Source organism: Tissierella sp. QWL-11 (assembly GCF_058683765.1).
Map to the genome: position 1 here is coordinate 913,460 of NZ_CM178750.1, position 18,616 is coordinate 932,075.

The 18,616-nt window shown below is 29.3% G+C and carries 14 protein-coding genes; 10 read left to right on the top strand and 4 right to left on the bottom strand.

What is annotated here, in order from left to right; translation table 11 throughout:
• The first annotated feature begins 29 nt into the window (after positions 1-29).
• The 3 genes from AC4PG3_RS04365 to AC4PG3_RS04375 are packed head-to-tail and all read left to right on the top strand — an operon-like array spanning position 30 to position 4,740.
• Entirely contained in the window at positions 30-1,853 is a 1,824-nt protein-coding gene (locus AC4PG3_RS04365; RefSeq protein ID WP_492197852.1) for a glycosyltransferase family 2 protein, read from the top strand.
• On the top strand, positions 1,850-3,688 hold the full coding sequence (locus tag AC4PG3_RS04370; protein WP_492197853.1) for a glycoside hydrolase: 1,839 nt from the start codon (positions 1,850-1,852) through the stop codon (positions 3,686-3,688). Before AC4PG3_RS04365 ends, AC4PG3_RS04370 begins: the two co-directional genes overlap by 4 nt.
• 14 nt (positions 3,689-3,702) lie before the next feature.
• Positions 3,703-4,740: a glycosyl hydrolase family 18 protein gene (locus AC4PG3_RS04375; RefSeq protein WP_492197854.1), complete on the top strand. Its 1,038-nt coding sequence runs from the start codon at positions 3,703-3,705 to the stop codon at positions 4,738-4,740.
• A gap of 103 nt (positions 4,741-4,843) precedes the next feature.
• Here AC4PG3_RS04375 and AC4PG3_RS04380 read toward each other — a convergent pair whose 3' ends face one another.
• Positions 4,844-5,080, bottom strand: a complete 237-nt coding sequence (locus AC4PG3_RS04380; protein ID WP_492195895.1) for a hypothetical protein — start codon at positions 5,078-5,080, stop codon at positions 4,844-4,846.
• A 29-nt stretch (positions 5,081-5,109) separates the two neighbouring features.
• Positions 5,110-6,255, bottom strand: coding sequence for an IS91 family transposase (locus AC4PG3_RS04385; RefSeq protein ID WP_492195896.1), 1,146 nt, complete (start codon positions 6,253-6,255; stop codon positions 5,110-5,112).
• A 245-nt stretch (positions 6,256-6,500) separates the two neighbouring features.
• Between AC4PG3_RS04385 and AC4PG3_RS04390 the strand changes: the two genes are divergently transcribed.
• The 5 genes from AC4PG3_RS04390 (at position 6,501) to AC4PG3_RS04410 (ending at position 13,335) form a co-directional block, all read left to right on the top strand.
• Positions 6,501-7,910 (top strand): amidohydrolase family protein, encoded by a 1,410-nt coding sequence (locus tag AC4PG3_RS04390; protein ID WP_492197855.1) that lies wholly within the window; start codon positions 6,501-6,503, stop codon positions 7,908-7,910.
• A gap of 279 nt (positions 7,911-8,189) precedes the next feature.
• Positions 8,190-9,551, top strand: coding sequence for a C4-dicarboxylate transporter DcuC (gene dcuC / locus AC4PG3_RS04395; RefSeq protein WP_492197856.1), 1,362 nt, complete (start codon positions 8,190-8,192; stop codon positions 9,549-9,551).
• Positions 9,552-9,580: 29 nt separating this feature from the next.
• Positions 9,581-10,888, top strand: a complete 1,308-nt coding sequence (locus tag AC4PG3_RS04400; RefSeq protein ID WP_492197857.1) for an amidohydrolase — start codon at positions 9,581-9,583, stop codon at positions 10,886-10,888.
• Between the two features lies 1 nt (position 10,889).
• The gene (locus tag AC4PG3_RS04405) at positions 10,890-12,035 is read left to right on the top strand and encodes a M20 family metallopeptidase (RefSeq protein WP_492197858.1); all 1,146 of its coding nucleotides are present in this window, start codon (positions 10,890-10,892) and stop codon (positions 12,033-12,035) included.
• Between the two features lie 76 nt (positions 12,036-12,111).
• On the top strand, positions 12,112-13,335 hold the full coding sequence (locus tag AC4PG3_RS04410) for a M20 metallopeptidase family protein (RefSeq protein ID WP_492197859.1): 1,224 nt from the start codon (positions 12,112-12,114) through the stop codon (positions 13,333-13,335).
• Here AC4PG3_RS04410 and AC4PG3_RS04415 read toward each other — a convergent pair.
• Positions 13,309-14,331, bottom strand: a complete 1,023-nt coding sequence (locus tag AC4PG3_RS04415; RefSeq protein WP_492197860.1) for a PLP-dependent cysteine synthase family protein — start codon at positions 14,329-14,331, stop codon at positions 13,309-13,311. The genes AC4PG3_RS04410 and AC4PG3_RS04415 overlap by 27 nt on opposite strands.
• A gap of 242 nt (positions 14,332-14,573) precedes the next feature.
• Between AC4PG3_RS04415 and AC4PG3_RS04420 the strand changes: the two genes are divergently transcribed.
• Both AC4PG3_RS04420 and AC4PG3_RS04425 read left to right on the top strand, forming a co-directional pair.
• On the top strand, positions 14,574-14,942 hold the full coding sequence (locus AC4PG3_RS04420) for a hypothetical protein (protein WP_492197861.1): 369 nt from the start codon (positions 14,574-14,576) through the stop codon (positions 14,940-14,942).
• Positions 14,943-15,081: 139 nt separating this feature from the next.
• The gene (locus AC4PG3_RS04425; protein WP_492197862.1) at positions 15,082-16,182 is read left to right on the top strand and encodes an HD-GYP domain-containing protein; all 1,101 of its coding nucleotides are present in this window, start codon (positions 15,082-15,084) and stop codon (positions 16,180-16,182) included.
• A 340-nt stretch (positions 16,183-16,522) separates the two neighbouring features.
• Here the strand turns inward: AC4PG3_RS04425 and AC4PG3_RS04430 are convergent, their stop codons facing one another.
• On the bottom strand, positions 16,523-18,508 hold the full coding sequence (locus AC4PG3_RS04430; protein WP_492197863.1) for a sigma 54-interacting transcriptional regulator: 1,986 nt from the start codon (positions 18,506-18,508) through the stop codon (positions 16,523-16,525).
• Positions 18,509-18,616: the final 108 nt, after the last annotated feature.

The window sequence follows — 18,616 nt, forward strand, 5'->3', positions numbered from 1 at the left end:
AATATAATAATAAGTATGAAGATATTCTTTTGAAGACTAATAGGGATAGAAGAATATTAGCTCACGTTCCAGATAATACAAAACAACGAAGCAATAAGGATAGAAGAGGTAATGATGGAGAATACTTTGAAGAAAATATCAATAAATTTATTGAGAATAAAAAGGCTGGGATAAGATACAAGGCTAATTACGATGTTAGTATAATATCTATTGTCAATGGTAAAAAAGTGAAAGTTTCAAGTGAAAGTATTGATATATCAATGACAGGAATTTTATTGAAATTTAAAAGTAAAGAAGATTTTAACAAGATAAAGAATGCAGATAATACTATATTGAAGTTTAAGATTAAACCAGGGACTATGCCTGAAGGTTCTGAAGTAAAGGTAAACATAAATGCTAATATAGTTAGAATTCAGGAATTAGATGGTGATGATATTTTATGTGGAATGGTTTTCGAAGAAAATCTTTATTCATATATATCTAGAACTAAGGGAAAATATGTTATTATGATTTCTAGTTTATTATTATTCTTGATTACAATATTTATTATTTTAATGAGAGCAGAAAGTGTAGTATATTTTAGGTTTAATAAAACCTTGTATCTATACAGTATTATTGCAGCTACATTTTTATTGAGTAGGTATTTTATTGGTATGTTCTATAGACCTGTTCCCATAGATATGGATTTTACTCCGGGAGTTACGATTCTAATACCTTGCTTTAATGAAGAAGAGTGGATACAGCAAACTATTCAGAGTTGCATAGATCAAGATTATCCCATAGAAAAATTAGAAGTAATAGTCATTGATGATTCTTCAACAGATAAATCTGTGGAAAAGATTAAAGAGATTGTGGATATACTCTATAAAGAAGCGGATCAATTTGATGTTAGAAATAGATTGAAATATATCTTAATGAAGGAAAATGGAGGGAAGAGAGAGGCTCTTTCTCTAGGTGTATTAGAAGCTAAACATGATCTTGTAGTATTTGTAGATTCAGATAGTTTCTTAGATCCCTATGCCATAAGAAATCTAGTTCAACCTTTTAAAGATCCAAAAATGGGAGGAGTATCTGGAAGAACAGATGTGGCTAATACTTACACCAATGTATTTACCAAAATGCAATCTGTAAGATATTATATTGCCTTTAGAATAATGAAGGCGGCAGAAAGTTATTTTGATGCGGTTACTTGTTTGTCAGGGCCTTTAGCATGTTATAAAAAGTCAATTATCCTAGAAAATATGGATGCATGGTTAAATCAAAGATTTCTAGGACATAGAGCTACCTTTGGTGATGACAGAGCTATGACTAATTTTGTATTGGCAAAACATAGGACAGCCTATCAAGATTCGGCAATTTGTTCCACTATTGTACCTAATAGACAGTCTGTATTTTTAAAACAGCAAATGCGTTGGAAAAGATCTTGGTTAAGAGAATCAATAATAGCATCAAAATTTATGTGGAAAAAGGAACCTTTTGCTGCAGCAACTTTTTATATGGGAGTGATTATTCCTATTCTTGCTCCAATTATAGTAATCTATAATTTAGTATATGTACCAATAACCTATAGAATATTTCCAAAGACATTTTTAATAGGTATCTTATTAATGTCTATGCTTATGAGTATGGCACAGCTATTTTTAAGAAAGAGTACTACTTGGATATTTGGATTAGTATTTAGTATTTACTATGAGGCTGTTTTACTATGGCAGATGCCTATAGCTTGGGTAACATTTTGGAAATCTACATGGGGTACTAGAATGACTCCAAGTGATGTAGAAGCTCAAGAAAAGGCCGATAAGAAAAGAGAAATGTTTAAAAAAAGTGTATTTAGGAAGGAAGGTAGTAAATGAGATATTTATCCACTAAGAAAGATAAAAAGAAGTTTTTTAGAAGTATCATACAGGGTATAATTTTAATTTCTATGGTTTGGATTCTCCTAAATACAATTTTCAATTTCCAAAAATACATTCACTTTGAAGATGAAGATAAAAATATATTTGAAAAAGATAAAGGTTTCATAGCCTTATCTTATATTGCAGTAGATAGAGATGAAAACGACAATATGATAAGCAAAGAAAGATTAGACGAACATTTCTCAGCTCTTAATAAAAATGGATATATCACTATTAAACAAGATGATATAGAAAAATATTATAAAAACAATAAAAACTTACCTGAGAAGTCTATGTTCTTAATGTTTGAGGATGGTCGCAGGGATACAGCTATATTTGCTGGGGATTTACTACAGAAATATAACTTTATAGGAACCATGCTAAGCTATGGAGATAGACTAAATAAAAAAGATTTAAAGTTTCTTAGAACAAAGGACTTTAAAAGTCTAGAAAAAAGCAGTTTTTGGGAATTAGGCACTAATGGATATCGTCTATCATATATAAATGTTTATGACAGATATGATAATTTTTTAGGAGAGCTTAGTTATGTAGAGTATTCAATTTTAAGTAAATATTTTAAAAGAAACTATAATCACTATCTAATGGATTTTATAAGAGATGAAGATAAGGTTCCAAAGGAAACCTATGATGAAATGAAAAAAAGGATTAGTAGAGATTATGAATTAATGGATGAAGTATATAAAGAGGAATTAGGAGAGATTCCAAATGCATATGTGATTATGCATGCTAATACTGGTGCCTTTGGCACAAATAAAAAAGTAAGTGATATTAATGAAGAGTGGATAAAAAAACTTTTTACCATGAACTTTAATAGAGAAGGATATTCTCATAATAACAGAGAATCTAGTATATATGATTTAACCAGAATGCAACCTCAAGCTTATTGGTATGCTAATCATCTTTTAATGAGAATAAAGGATGATACAAAAGAAGATGTAGAATTTGTATATGGAGATTTAAAGAAAAAGGAAGACTGGGATATATTAAAAGGAGCACCTGAATACAAAGAATCTAGTATTGTGTTGACATCAGAGCCAAGGGGAAAAGGGCTTGTAAGGTTAAAGCAAAGTAAAGAATACAAAGACTATAAACTATCTACTACTATAACAGGCAATAAATTCGGAAATCAATCAATATATCTTAGAGCAGATGAAAACTTAGATAAATATGTAGCTGTAAGAGTTCAAAATAATATTTTATACATCGAGGAAAATAGTGAAACGATCTATGAATTAGATTTAAATAAGCATGATGGAATTGTTCAGAAATCTATTGAGGAAGATGAGTATCTAATATTAAAGGAATCATTTGAAACCTATAAAAAGTATTCAAATGTAAAAAATAATCCAACAAAAATGGAATACCAAAAAGAAGTAGAAGATAAGGAAGTTAGAACCGTAGCTGAAGGGGGAGAAGAGTATATACCTGATATTCAGATAAATGAAAGAGGGGATAGAAAACTAGAAATATATTTAAAAAATGATAAAATATCTGTTAAAATAGATGATAAAGAAGCTGCTACAGATATAAGCTTATCAGAAAGCTCATCAGGATATATATACCTAGAATCAGCTTGGGGAGAATATGGTTATAGTCAAAGAAATATTGCAGACGATGTATATGATGGTGTGTTTGAAGATTTAATTATTAAGGATATTTCAAATGATGAAAAAGTACTATATAAAAATAAATTAGAAGGATTTAAGAAACTTCAATCCAAGGCTTTATTTAAGTGGAATAAGATAATAAGCTGGTTTATTAGAAATTTATAAAAAGGGAGAAATAGATGTTAAAAAAAATTTTAATAATTACATTTATAGTATCCTTCCTATCTATAGGCTGTAGCAATGGAGATATTAAGGATAATAGAGAAGATAATAAAACACTTCAGAATGAAAAAGAAAGAAAAATTTCTGTATGGACTACTTATTGGGATACTGAGGATTTAGAAAAAGAGATTGATAGAATAAGCAATAGTATTGAAAATATATCTTATTTTGCAGCATATTTTGATAAGAATGGTCAACTATTTATACCAGAGGAAGTAAATAAAACCTATCAAATGGTCAATGAAAAATATCCTAAACATGATTATGGAAGTTATCTAAGTATTGTAAATGACTTAATAAAAGAAGACGATGTACCTTCACTAAAGGATACGGAATTATTGTATGAATTAATGTCATCAGAAAGTTCTATGAAGAAACATATTGAAGAAATAATAAATATAGTCATAGATAATGGCTACAAAGGTATAGAAATTGACTATGAAGGAATAAAAGAAGATATAGAGCTTTGGAATTTATTTATAAATTTTTTAGAAAAACTAGAAAGAGAGACAGGGAAAGAAGGTCTAAAATTAAGAGTTCTTTTGGAGCCGAATTTTCCAGTGGATATGATTACATTGCCAGAAGGTCCAGAGTATGTAATTATGTGCTATAATCTTCACGGTAAAGGAACAAAACCAGGTCCAAAAGCAGATAAAGAATTTATTTTAAATATGATTGAAAAGATGGAAAAACTACCGGGGAATATTAATTTTGCAATGGCTACGGGAGGATTTAAGTTTTATGATGGCAAGGTAGAGCAATTATCGGAGAGACAAGGAGCAGAATTGGCAAAGATTCATAATTCACAAATCATAAGAGATAAGGAGAGTAGGGCGCTACATTTTTCATATGTAGATTCTGGCATAGAATATGAAGTATGGTATGCTGATTATGATACTTTAGATTATTGGTTTAGTATTGTAGAGGAAGAGGGAAAGGGAAATTATGGACTAAGTCTTTGGAAATTAGGTGGAAATATAAGTCTTAATTTTTAAAATTAAGGCTTTTTTATTTAATAGGAAAGTTCTACTTTCCTATTAAATAAAAATAGGTATGCTCTTAAATTAAAGCATACCAAAAAATCTAATAGAAATTAGATTACTTTTTGTATTCATAGTGAACACCACGAATACCAGTATATGATTTTGGAGTCATAATACCATCACAAACTTGGCAATAAGGCTGTGGTGGAACAGATGGAGCTAGACCATTAAAAATATTATCCTCTTCTAATTGATTTACAATGAAACTAGGAACCCAAAGGGAATAACCACATTTAGTACAAATAAATTCTACTAAATCATCATTTTTAGAAAAACCTTCAAGAATATTCATAAAACACCTCCACAGTGCTAAATTAATTACTAAGCACTATTATACAATTGAGAAGGAAAATTATCAATATACTGGTTTTCTCCTGAATGAAAAATATCAACAAGTTCCATTGTATGCCCACAAGAACACCATAAAGGGTCTACACCGAAAGCAAGAAGAAGTCTAGCACGCCAATTAGAATACTTTTTTCTAAAGTTTTTCTTAGAAACAGTATCCATTAGATAGAGCTTAGAAGAATGAGAATATTTTTTAGCATAAAGACCATAATATCTAATCATTTTAAATTGTGTTTCTGGAATATGAATAATTAAACGCTTAATAAAATCCATAGCATGTATTTTTTCAACTACCCGTTTGTTGTCTTCGTGGCGATCATAGTAAAACTCAACAAATTCACCATCATAATTAATGATACGAGACTGAGCCATAGCAGGACGCCCAGTGTATCGAATAATATACTTAACAGCCTCAGAAGATTTAGAATTAACATTTGGATTAGCATAAACATAGAAACCCTTAGGATAATTTTTAAACAAATATGATTTAAGAGAATAAAAAGAAGAACCAAGGTTTTTATGAAGAAATGAAAGCATAGTAGCTTGCCACCTTTTCCTGAGCATATTAAAAGGAATATGAGAGATTTTTCTCCAAACAGTTCTGTTACCAGAAGCACCTTCAGTTAAAAGCATATGTATATGAGGGTTCCATTTAAGATCACGACCGAAAGTATGCATAGTAGAAATAAACCCAGGCTTCAAATTCTCAGATTTATTTAATTTAAAAAACCAAGTTAGAATAGTATCAGCACTAGCCTTGAAAAATAGATTGAGAAGCTTTCTATCTCTGCTAAAGAAAATTCTAAGCTCTTTAGGAATAGTAAAAACAATATGACGATGTTTGCAATTAATGAGTTTAGAAGAAATTGAAGAAGCACGATCTTGAATATACTTAGCGCCACAAGAGTTACAAAAACGACTTTTACAAGTAAAATAGACATGCTTAAACTTACCACAGTGTTCACAGTGATAAAGTGCGTGTCCCATTGAAGAGTCACCACATTTAATTATTTTATCAACATTTTTTAAAACAGTAGGTCTAATAGGATAACCTTCATTAAGAAAAGCATCCCAATGATCTGCAAAGATATCTTTAATTTTAAAAGAAATATTGGGCATAAATATCACCAAAATATTTATACCCAAATGAAAACAAATTTAATTTTAAAAAGAAAGTTAAAATTTAAGATTTTAACGCGTCGTAGACGCTATTTTTATTATGTCTAAATTTAGAAGAATTTAATCAAAATAAAATTATAAATAACAGAATATTTCAATCAATTTCAATATATTGAAAAAACAGTATTAATATGGTAGTCTTTATAAATAGATAATAATTATATTGATAAATGGAGGCCCAAATTATGTATGATATAGTGATAAAAAATGCAAGATGTATCGATAAGGAAATAGATAAAATATTTGATATTGGGATAAAGAATGGGAAAATCGAAAAGATTAGCAAAGACATTGATTTAGGGAAAGCAGATCATATTATAGAAGCTAGACATAAAATACTTATGCCTGGCATAATAGATACCCATATTCATTTAAGTAAGCGCCATGGAGGAAGTGCAGGTCAAAAGATGTTAGTTAAAAATGGTGTAACTACAGCTTTGGATTTAGCAGGATTGATAGATGGAGTCCTAGAGATGACAGATAGACATAGCTATGGGATGAATATAGCTTCTGTAAATCAAATAAGACCAGGAGTAACAGTTAAAAACGAAAATCCAAATTCTAAAGAACTAAAACAGTGCTTGGATGATGCTCTTAAAAAAGGAGCTTTAGGATATAAATTATTAGGGGGACACTATCCTTTAACACCTGAATCTATATATGATGCTATTGACATAGCTAATAAGGAGCTTGCATATGTGGCATTTCACGCAGGTTCTACTGAAACAGGATCTAATCTAAATGGAGCCTTAGAAGCTATAAAACTAGCTGATAAAAACATGCTTCATTTAGCACATATTAATAGCTATTGTAGAGGACAAGTTAAGGATATTTTAGAAGAAAGCAAAGAATTAGTTTCAGCTCTAGATAATAATAAAAATATTATATCAGAATCATATTTAAGTCCATTTAATGGAACTAGTGCTAAGTTTAAAAACAATATTCCAGAAAGCAATGTAACTAAAAAATGTTTAGAGATAAGAGGTTATAGTCCATCAAAAGAAGGTTTAAGACAAGCCTTTATTGATGATTATGCTCATCTAAGTGTTATTATAGGTGGAGAAAATATATTAATAACTGGAGAAAAGGCAAATGAAATCCTAAATTCAAATGATTATGTAGGTACATTGAGTTTCCCAGTAAACCCAGCTTTAAGTAGATATTATATAGGAACACATAAAGATAAGAAGGGCTCATTTTCAATACCTTCCTTTAGTAGTGATGGGGGAGCTATACCCAGAAATGAGATATTATATAGAGGATTATCACTATGTAAATTTGGGGCATTGACTTTAAATGAATTTGCAGAAAAGTCTTCTTATGCTGGAGCTAAGATGTTAAGTTTAGATAAAAAAGGCCTAATAAAAGAAGGATATGATGCTGATTTAATAATTATAGATTATGATAAGCAGATAACAGAGACAACTATAATTGGTAGTAATATAGTTTATCATAAAGGAATTGTAAATAAAAACCCTTCTACTTTTATTACAACTGAAAAAGGTATGAAGTATTTAGAAAGATTTAGCTTTAATAAGAAATGTATTGATCTGAATAATTCTTACTTATATAATAAGGATATTTATCACATATAAAATAATATAGTTTGTAAAAGTTTCAACTTGAAATTTATTATTTCAAGTTGAAACAATAAAAATTATAAATATAATAGGATATAAATAAAATATAAAGATTTATAGTGTTAACATTATAAATCTTTATATTTTACTGAAAATTCAAGAATTTAAAGAGTTGAGTTAGTAAATCAAAGATGATATACTGAATTTGTCGAATTTTTAAATAAATTGTACTATTGCCCCAGTTTTTAGTTATGTTTGTATAATAAAAAATATTTTGAATTTGGAGGGATTAAAATGTTAGGATTTATAATAGGATTATTAGTAACAATTTTTGTAGGATACTCAATTATCAAGAAACAAAAACCTCATACAGTTTTAATTTTGGGAGGAATAATATTATTACTTTTTACTTATTTTTTAAATTTAGGAGAGATACTACCAGAAGATACTACAACAGGATTTGCTGTATTTGATATATTTGAATATCTTAAAAATACTTTTAGTAAAACAACAGCTGGTCTAGGGCTTATAATAATGGCAGTAGGTGGATTTGCTAAATATATGGAATATATAGAGGCAAGTAACACATTAGTTGACTATGCAATTAGACCATTAAAAAATATAAAAAGACCATACTTATTATTATCACTAGGATATATAATAGGACAACTTTTAAATATCTTCATACCAAGTGCCTCAGGACTAGGGGTTTTACTTATGGTTACAATGTATCCAATATTAGTATCTTTGGGAGTAAGTAAAGTAGCTGCTACAGCTATGATAGGTACTACAGCATGTTTAGATTTAGGACCTGCTTCAGGGAACGCTAATTTAGCTGCAACTACTTCTGGAATAGAAGTTTCTCAATACTTCATAAAATATCAATTACCTGTAGCTTTGATCACTATGGTGACAATTGCAGTTTTACATTATATTGTTCAAGTGAAAATGGATAAAAAAGAAGGATCATATTTAAAAAACAAAGATACAGATTTAGAAGTAAAAGAAGTAAAAAATGCACCAGGCATATATGCCATATTGCCTCTATTGCCCTTAGGGCTTATTTTAGTTTTTAGTTCTTTTCTAATAGATAGTATCAAGATGAATGTAGTTACTGCAATGTTTATTTCACTTTTTATCAGTATGATTTTTGAAGTAATAAGATACAAAGATGTAAAAAAAGTGTTTGCGAGCATACAAGTGTTTTTCGATGGCATGGGCAATCAATTTGCGAAGGTAGTAACACTAGTAATAGCAGGTCAAACTTTTGCTTATGGATTGACTAAAGTAGGATTTATTGACTTTATAATAAGTGGAGCACAAAGTGCTAATCTTGGAGTAATGCCAATGACTGTAGTTATGGTTGCGGTAATAGCTTTTGCATCAATAATAATGGGTTCAGGAAATGCTCCATTCTTCGCCTTTGCATCATTAGCACCTGGAGTTGCTGAACCATTGGGGGTAGCTACAGTATTAATGGCAATGCCAATGCAATTGACAGCAGGTATAGCTAGAAGTGTATCCCCAATAACTGCAGTTATAATAGCTGTAGCAGGAGTTTCTGGTGTTGATACAGTGGAGGTAGTTAAAAGAACTGCAATTCCAATGATAGGTGGATTAATAATTATGACTATCACCACATTTATATTATTTTAATTTATTAAGAAATAGAAAGGGGAAATAGTATGTATAAAGAAATTAGAGAGTATTCAGATTCATTACAAGATGAATTAGTGAATTTTAGAAGGGATCTACACAAGTATGCAGAAACTGGATGGCTAGAAATAAGAACCACATATAAACTCTACACAGAATTATCTAAATTAGATTGTACTATTATTTGGGGAGAAGATGTTACAGACAATGATGCAAAGATGGGTTTACCTAGCCAAGAAGAGTTTGACAATGCTTACGATTTTGCAATAGAAAATGGTGTGCCTAAAGATTTTGCAGATAAAGTTAAAAATGGAAATACTGGACTAATAGCAGTATTTGAAAATGGAGAAGGTCCAACTGTAGGTATGAGATTTGATATTGATGCTCTACCGTTAGTAGAAAGTAAAAGTGAAGAACATTACCCTGCTAAAGAAGGATTTTCATCTGCAAATAGTAGATCAATGCATGCTTGTGGACATGATGGTCATGCGACAATAGGACTTGGAGTAGCTAAGACTATAGATAAATTTAAAGATAATTTTAATGGGACAATTAAATTAATCTTCCAACCAGCAGAAGAAGGAGTTCGTGGAGCAAAGTCCATAGTAGAAAAAGGGCATCTAGATGATGTAAAATACTTTTTTGCATCACATATAACTTCTGATGAGAAATATAAAGGTTTTGACTTATTCCCAGGTAGTGGAGGGGCGCTTGCTACAACTAAATTAGATGTAGAGTTCTTTGGAAAATCAACACATGCTGCAGGTTCTCCAGAAAAAGGACACAATGCAATGCTAGGACTTGCAACAACTATTATGAATATATACTCAATCCCAAGACATAGTGAAGGTGCTACAAGGGTTAATGTAGGTTTGGCCAATAGTGGTACAGGAAGAAATATAATAGCTGATTATGCGAAATTCCTAATAGAGACTCGTGGGGCTAGTACTGAAATTAATACTTATGTAAAAGACTATGCCTTAAATATAATAGAAGGTGCAGCAAAGATGCACAATCTTGAATATAAGACATTTTTAGCAGGAGAAGCAAATTCCCTTGATAGTGATGAAGAGCTTATGAATATCATAAGAGAAGTAGGTAATGAGATGGATTTAAAACCTACTCCTGAAAATAAAATGGCACTAGGTGGAAGTGAAGATGTATCCTATATGATGACAAGAGTTCAAGAAAATGGAGGACTTGCAAGTTTTATGAGAGTACTAACACCTGTAAGTGCTTCAGGACACAATATTTGCTACAATTTTGATGAGCAAGTTATAGCAAAGGCTGTGTCAGTATTTGTAGGATCAGCATATAAAGTTATGAAAGGAAATTAATATGAAAAAATTTAAATTAGATAAATTTATGGAAGATCTTAAACACTTAGTAAATATAGATAGTGGAAGTAGATATGTACCTGGATTAAACAAAATAGCGGACTACTTTACTGAAGAATTTGAAGGATTAGGTTTTAATGTAAAAAGACATGATTTAGATGAAGCAGGCCCTCTATTAGAAATCAGAAATTTCCCAGAAGAAAAAGAAGTAGATGCTCTATTTATAGGTCATATGGATACAGTTTTTCCTTATGGATCAGTTGATGACTGGAGATTTTCAATGGATGATAAAAAAGCCTATGGTCCAGGAGTTATAGATATGAAATCAGGTCTTTTAGCTATAAGAGAGATAATGAATAATATAGATAAAGAAACTCTAGAAAATGTGAAATTTTGTATTTTAATGAACCCAGATGAAGAAATAAGTTCATATAAATCTAAAACTTTAATAAAAGAAATTGCTCAGGATACTAAATTTGGTTTTATAATGGAGCCTGGAAGAGAAGGTGGAGGAGTTGTAAAACAAAGAAAGGGTTTAGCAAAGTATGAATTTGAATTCTTTGGACGTGCAGCACATTCAGGAGTAGATCCGCAAAATGGTAGAAATGCAAACTTAGAACTTGCAAGATTTATTATAGAATTAGATAAATTAGTAGATTTACCTGGTGGATTAAATTTAAATATGGGTACAATTGAAGGTGGTACAGTGCCTAATGTAGTCTCAGACTACGCCAAAGGTGTACTAGATATAAGATATGAAAAGGCAGAACAAATTGCTAGAGTACTAGAAGAATTTGAGAAGCTAAAAAAAGATGCCCTAAATAGAGACATAAAAGTAGAAATTAAACAATTAGGGGAAAGACCTCCAATGATGCCTACTGAAAAGACATTTGAGTTAATAGATTTTTATACTAATATAGCTAAAGAAAAAGGGGTAGACCTTAAATGGGTTGCAACAGGTGGAGGTTCTGATGGCAATTTCCTAGCTTTTGAAGGGGTTACCACAATAGATGCTTTAGGAGTAGTTGGTGGTGGAGGACACAGTCGTAGAGAATATCTAAATATAGACTCAGTTGAAGAGAGAATAGGATTGATGGTTTCCTTAATGAATGAAATGTATAATGTAAATATGTTTAATAAAAAATAAGAAGTATAAAAACTAGAGCTTTAAAATTAGCTCTAGTTTTTATATTTTAAGGGTATAATATTTTTAGGTGATGAAAATGATAGAAAAAATACTAAAATTAACAAATAAATATGAACAAGATACAATAGATTTAAGAAGAAAAATCCACCAAAATCCAGAGCTTTCCAATGAAGAATTCCAGACTAGTAAACTAGTAGAAGAAGAACTTCTGAAAATAGGTCTGGAAGTAAAAAGGCTAGGAGATACTGGAGTTGTTGGAATACTCAATGGAAATAGAGAAGGAAAAACCCTACTTCTTAGAGCGGATATGGATGCACTTCCTCTAGATGAAGAAAATGATTTAGAATTTAAATCTAAAAATAAGGGGGTAATGCATGCTTGCGGACATGATGTGCATGCTGCAAATCTAATTACAGTTGCCAGAATTCTAAATGAATTAAAAGATGAATGGAATGGAACTGTTAAATTTCTCTTCCAACCTGCTGAAGAAAGAGGGGGAGGTGCAAAGGCTATGATAGAACTTGGAGTATTAGAAAATCCAAAGGTAGACTTTTCCATGGCTCTTCATATAATGCCAATTAAAAAGGGGAAAGTGCTTATAAATCATGGAAATATAACAGCTTATTCAGATGGATTTAAGATAAATATAAAAGGTCAAAAAGCTCATACCAGAAAACCAGAAGAGGGAATAGATGCCATAAATATAGCTGCTCATATAGTAGTAAGTTTAAATTCTATAATAAGTAAAAGTATAAATCCCTTTGATATTTGTACATTTTCCATAGGAAAGATAAATGGTGGTACTGCTACAAATATAGTGGCAGATAATGTAGAATTAAAGGGAATGATGAGATCACTAAACTCAGAATCTCGGGATATAATGAAAGAAAAAATTCAAACTATATCCATGGGAATAGCAAATAGTTTTGGGGGAGAATGTGAATTTTCGTTTAATGAAGGATATCCTTCTGTCTACAATGATAAAAACATAACTAGAAAAATTAGCAATGCTTTTGAAATGAATTTTTTAGATTTGATTAAGGACATTGACGGTGAAACTTATGATGAAAATAGTCCAAAGGAATATATCTTAAAAGATGCAAAGCCTATAATGGCATCTGAAGACTTTGGATTTATCTCACAAAGAGTACCGTCACTTTATTATATGGTAGGAACTGGAGACTATGCACCAGGACATAATTCTAAGTTTTTTGTAGATGAAGATTGGATAAAATTTTGTACTAGAACTATGGTTTTAGGGGCTATAAATATATTAACACTTATGTGCTCTTACTCCTAATAATTCAATGTCAGTTGACAAATATTCTGGTTTGATAGGTTCTTCTTTCATTAAATCTGTACTCAAGTATTTCTTATTATCATCTGAAAAAACTGTAACTACTACGCTGTCTTTACCTAGTTTTTCTTGTACTTTTAAAGCACCTATGAAGTTTGCTCCTGAGGATATTCCTACGCCTAATCCTAATTGAGATGCTAGTTTTTGTGCCATAATTATAGCATCCCCATCATCTACAGATATTACATCATCTAGAGCATCTAAATCGATTATCTCTGGAATAAACTCATCTGAAATTCCTTGTATCCTATGTTTTCCTACCTTGTATCCAGTGCTCATAGTAGGAGAATTTGATGGTTCAAGGGGATATACTTTTATATTTGGATTTTGCTCTTTTAAATACTTTCCAATTCCCATTATGGTACCACCTGTACCAACACCGGCTACTACAGCATCTGGTTTTAAATTTATTTCTTTTAATTGATTCCATATTTCAGGGCCAGTTGTTAAATAATGTGCTTCAATATTATATTGATTTGAAAATTGGCAAGGTAAAAATATATTTTCATTTTCCTTTTGTAAGTCTTCTGTCATCTTTATACTACCTAAAAACCCACCTTGCTCTGAACTTACTAGTTCTATATTTGCCCCAAAAGATCTAATCAAATTCTTTCTTTCATCGCTCATCCAGTCAGGCATAAATATGGTTACTTTGTGACCTAGAGAAGTGCCTATTGCAGAAAAGGAAATTCCTGTATTTCCACTTGTAGCTTCTACAATGGTGTCTTCTTTTTTTATTAAATTGTTTTTATAGGATTTATCCATAATATGAAGAGCCATTCTGTCTTTAATACTTCCAGTAAGATTGTAGTGTTCAGCTTTAGAAAATATTTTTCTCATCTCACCCTTATATTTAAAGTCTATTTCAAGTAATGGTGTATTTCCTATAAGCTTTCTAAATTCATCAATAGGACTTGAGGCAAATTGATTTTTTGTCATAAAATTACCCCCTTAGTGATTTCTTATAATTTTATAATTTTTTTTATTTAAAGTCAATTATATATATATATTATGGATAATTGTAATTGGTGACAATGATTTCCAAAGTAAATTTTTATAATTCTGACATATATTTAATTTTTTTATTGGTAAATTAGCATGTAAAATCTAGAGAAGAAATTTACTATTTGAAGATTGAATGTTATAATTATTGAAAAATAGACTAAAAAAGAGGAAAATAAATGAGAAACAAACTTAAAAATATTAAATTAAGATATATCTTTCTAGGTATATTTATCCTAGGGATTATATTTATAGGAGCAAAATATAAATACAAACACACTTTTTCTACTAATCGTTGGATAAAATATCCTAGAGAGCGGGTAAAAATGGTAGATGATATGTTTAGAAAACACGACTTATTAGGTAAGAATATAGAAGAGATAAGACAGATCTTAGGAGAAGACACAAAAGATCCATATTTTAAAGAAGATGATAATATAGTCTATTATCTAGGAGATGAGAGAGGATTAATTAGTATAGATAGTGAATGGCTAGTGATTAGTTTTGAAGAAGATAGAGTAGTTGATGTGAAAATTTTGAGGGATTGATTTTATCTATTTTTAATAGATATTAAACAATATATTTGATACAATAAGAGAAGTTAAGTATATTTTATTAAAATAAATATTTATTTTAATATATAATGTTACAAATATTATAAAAACCAAAAGCTAGAGGTGTCAAATAGTGAGAAAAATTCCAATAGAATATGCAAAAGAAGGAGATATACTAGGGCGAACTCTGTATAATAACTTGGGAACTATACTTCTAAAAGAAGGGGTAAGGCTAAATGAAAGTATCATTAGAAAATTAAAAAGCGTGGGTTTTTTTAGTATATACATTAAAGATAGATATACTGATGAGATAATTGAAGAAATTATAAAACCTAAAACTATGAATAAAATTCATGAATTGCAAGAAAATTTAAAGCATATTATTATAGATTTTAACAATTCTGGGAAAGCAGATGCAAAAAAAGTAGAGAAAAATGTTTGGGATATAAATGAAATAATTAATGAAGTTCTTTATGATGTAATATTTAGTAAAAATATCTTAGAAAACCTAGTAAATATATCCATATATGATGATTATACAGTGAACCATAGTTTAAATGTAATGATGCTATCTACTGTAATAGCAAGGAATAAAAATTTCAGTATGAATGAAATAAAAAGACTAGCTATAGGGTGTATATTTCATGATATAGGAAAAACTTTTATACCAATAGAAATAATTAATAAACCAGGTAAATTAACCAAGGAAGAATTTGAAATTGTAAAAACCCATTCACAAAAAGGTTATGATTTTTTGAAAAATTATACATCTCTACCAATCACTTCTATTAATATTGCTCTATCTCATCATGAAAGAGAAGATGGTTCAGGCTATCCAAGGAATCTAAGGGGAAATGAAATTCATTTATTTAGCAAAATAGCTTCAATATGTGATGTGTTTGATGCTCTTACATCAAATAGATCTTATAGAAGAGCTGCCCCTGTAAATGAGACTATGGAATATTTATTAGCATCTGGAGGAGATGAATTTTGTTTAGAAACAATAGAAGATTTTGCAAAATCAATAAATATTTTTCCAAAAGGGACCTTAGTATCTTTAAGCGATAGACGGGAAGGTATTATATATGAAGCTAATAATGAAATTCATTCAAGACCTAAAGTAAAGATTTATGGGGAAGAAGGCAGGGAAGTAAATACTTATGTAATTGATTTAATGAGTTATAGCAATATAGTTATAGATAAGGTTTTATATAGATTTTCCTTCGAAAAATAAAAAATGTATTAATATATTGATTTATAAAATAATTGCTTTTAGATAGAAAAATCTTAGGGCAATTATTTTTTTGCTCAATCACCTCTAGTTTATAGAGCATTTGCAAGAGTTAAAACTAGATAAAATTAATGCAGCTTATAGGGTTAAGAGGAAGATATACAATAATACTTAGAATGGAGATTGATGTGGAATTAGAATCACATAAAAAGATAATTATATATGCTAAGGTATATATATGAAAATAAAATGATAGATAAGAATAAAACTAGAGTATAATGATCTTATTATTAAATCAAGTAAGGATAAAAACTAATATATAAGTAGAGTCTACAAGTTCTACTTATATATTAATAAAATTCATTCCTTTTTCGGTTAGCTTTGTACCCTGTCTACCAATTCCAATATTTACATATTCTCTATCAGATAGTTGAGTCAATATATTTCTAACTTCTCGTTCACTTAAATATATTTTATCTTTTTCTAAAAGAAGAGATATTTTTTTTCTGCCGATTTTTCTTTTTTCTATCATATGAGAGTATATTATTTTAAGTATTTCTAACTCGATTTTAGAGATTTTTTCTTTATCATTAGCATTTTCAAAAAATGGAAAGGGAAGATCATCTAAGATTATTGGATCTGATCCCATTTCACTTAAATATCTTGCAACATTCTTTAATTCTCTAACATTTCCATTCCATTTATGAGACTTTAAAGATTGAATAACATTTTTATCAATTTTTTTACCACTTCCGAATTTATAAATAAATTCTTTAAATATAAGCTCTATATCGTCTATTCTATCATTCAGAGATGGAATACTTAATGGGAAAACATTTAATCTATAGTACAAGTCCCATCTAAATTCACCATTCTCAGCTAGCTTGTAAAGATCTTGATTAGTAGCTGATATTATTCTTACATTAACTTTTATAGTTTTATTACTTCCTATTCTGACTACTTCTCCTTCTTGTAATACTCTTAATAATCTTGCTTGCATACTTAATTGTAGATCTCCTATTTCATCTAAGAATAAAGTTCCTAGATGGGCTTCTTCAAAGACTCCAGCTTTTCCACCTTTTTTTGCCCCCGTAAATGCACCTTCTTCATAACCAAAGAGTTCACTTTCTATTAAATTTTTGGGCAAAGCAGCACAGTTTATTGCAACAAAAGGAAAGTTTTTTCTATTAGATGAGTTATGTATAGATTGAGCAAATAATTCTTTTCCAGTTCCAGTTTCACCTAAAATCAAGATAGAAGCGTTAGATAAAGCCATTTTTTTAGCTATTTTTTTAGTTTCAATTATTTTCTTACTGTTACCAATGATACTATCAAATGTATATTTTGCTTCATATCCTTTGCGAGCAATTTCCTTCCGTACTTGCTCTTCAAGCTTTTGAAGCTTTGTAATATTTTCTAGCATTATAATATTACCGATTTTATTGTCAAATATTTTTAGAGGTTTTAAATTTACTATAAATTTTTCTTTTTTATAGTCTAATAACAGATTATTTATTTGAGATTGATTATCTAATTTATTTATATTAATATTTATAATTTCATTTATATTTTTTCCTACAATAACTTCTTTATTCAATCTAAGAAGAGACTTTGCTTTATTGTTTACTTTGATAATTTTACCAAAAGTATCTGTTTCTATTACTCCATCATTAGTTAAATCTAAAATAATATGCATATATGTCTTTATAAAAGTATTATTGGATATTAATGTACTGACCCCTGTTTCTTGGGGTATAATTTTTTGTTGATATTTATATAAAATATGGTCTTTTATATTTTCATTTAAGTTTAATTTACTTAGAAGGTCAACTATTGTATTCATAGTATAGACCATATGGCCTATATTATATATTTTATCTATACTTTTAGGGATAATATGTTCCTCATCAGTAGTTATCGCAATCTTTATATGTTTCTTTTCTTTTACTCCAGGATAATATGGGTGTAATTCAAATTCAAAACCTAGTGAATAGATTAATGACATAGTTTCAAAAGTTGCATCCATACCATTATTTACTAATAATGCCTTTGTTTTTTTGGGTATATTTTTCAATAAATTATAAGATTTTTTTGAGAATGTCCGTCCCATTACTATCAATTCAGTATCTTTTCGGAGATATTGTTTTACTGAATTAATCATTATAGGTGTAGATATTAGTAGAATGTCTACATTTAGGGTAGTACCATCATAGTTATTAAAGTTATATGATTTAATAACGAATTTATCTCCTAAAATTTCACTTAAAGAATCTTCATAAAACTTTCTGGTATTTTCATTTAATGCACCTATGCCTATAATTTTATTCAAATTTCATAGTCTCCTTTTTATAAATTTAGTTACATTATAACATTTTACTTTAACTAATTCATGGTATAAGTATTTTGAATAAATCTTTATTTGAAAATCCTAGCTAAG